General features: G+C 63.2%; 2 protein-coding genes. Both read left to right on the top strand.

What is annotated here, in order from left to right; translation table 11 throughout:
- The coding region (locus DBR24_RS22470; RefSeq protein WP_256591739.1) for a PepSY domain-containing protein at positions 1 to 1,035 on the top strand (1,035 nt) is incomplete at its 5' end.
- On the top strand, positions 1,032 to 1,383 hold a 352-nt coding region (locus DBR24_RS22465), incomplete at its 3' end, for a thiamine pyrophosphate-binding protein (RefSeq protein ID WP_128615837.1). The genes DBR24_RS22470 and DBR24_RS22465, both read left to right, overlap by 4 nt.

Below are 1,383 nucleotides of genomic sequence, written 5' to 3'. Positions count from 1 at the left end.
GACGACGCCCCACGGCTCAGCTACGACGAGGTTCTGGCGGCGATCAAAACCGCCGAGCCGCAAACCCTGGTGCAAAGCATCAGCCGGCCGGACGAGTCGCACTTTGCCCTGGACGTTGAAGTCAGCTACCCCGACGGGCGCTCGCTGACGGTCTACGTCAATCCGTACACTGGGGTGATCCAGGGCACCGCGCCCAGCTTCGATTTCAAAGCCTTCACCCGCGCCCTGCATGGCTGGTGGCTGGTGCCGTTCACCAACGGCTACAGCTGGGGCTGGTACCTGGTGTCATTCCTCGGCGTGCCGATGCTGGTGTCGTTGATCACCGGCCTGGTGGTCTACAAAAAATTCTGGAAAGGCTTCCTGCGCCCGACCCTGCGAGTGCGCCATGGCGCCCGGATCTTCTGGGGCGACTTCCATCGGTTGTGCGGCATCTGGTCGATCTGGTTCATCGCAGTAATCTCCATCACCGGCATCTGGTTCCTGATTCGCGCGATTCTGTTCGACAACCAGATTTCCATCTCCAGCGAGCCGATCATTCCGGCGATGTCCCGTGAGAGCGTGCCGATTTCCGCGGCCGGCACACCGCCGCCACGGATCAGCCTGGACCGGGCCGTCGAAATCGCCCAGCAGAAGATTCCCGGGCTGGAAGCCAGTTTCGTCAGCCTGCCGGGCAATGCCTACAGCCACATGAGCGTCGGTGGACGCGGCTGGTATCCGCTGATGTTCCAGACCGCCACGCTCAACCCGTACAACGGCGACATGGCCGCTTCACGGTTGCTCTCCGATCGTTCCTCGCTGGAGTTCGTCACCGAGTCGATGCGCCCGCTGCACACCGGTGACTTCGGCGGTATCTGGATCAAGCTGATCTGGTTCTTCTTCGGCCTGCTGCTGAGCCTGATGGTACTCAGCGGCCTGCTGATCTGGACCAAGCGCACCGCCCTGGCCACGGCCAACGCGCTCAAGCGCGAGGACAAGAAAAACCGCATCAAGGCGCAACCGGTCATGAGCCGTGAACCTTCGGAGGCCAGCCTGTGAGCAAGTCCAAGGCGACCACGCCACCTTCGCCCCTGTCACGCTTGTGGCGCAAATGGCGTTTCCACATCAATGTCCTGCTGTTGTTGATCCCGCTGGGCTTCATGCCCAAGTACTTCGCCGACGCCTCGCTGTTTCGCGGCGACAGCGGTCTCGGGCAACGGGAAATCGGCGACATCCAGGTCGGTCCGTGGAGCCTGCGCCTGGCCGAACTGCGCAACGAAGCGCCGGTACTCACTGGCCCGGCCGGCTACATGAAGAACTTCAGCGCCGCGCTCTGCGACACCTGCATCGAGCAGGTCAAGGCCACCTACCTGCGCATCGGCAAGCCACGCAGCCTGCGCGCCGCCG

This window comes from Pseudomonas sp. HMWF006 (assembly GCF_003061205.1).
GTDB lineage: Bacteria > Pseudomonadota > Gammaproteobacteria > Pseudomonadales > Pseudomonadaceae > Aquipseudomonas > Aquipseudomonas monsensis.
This window is presented reverse-complemented; position numbering and strand designations above follow the sequence as displayed.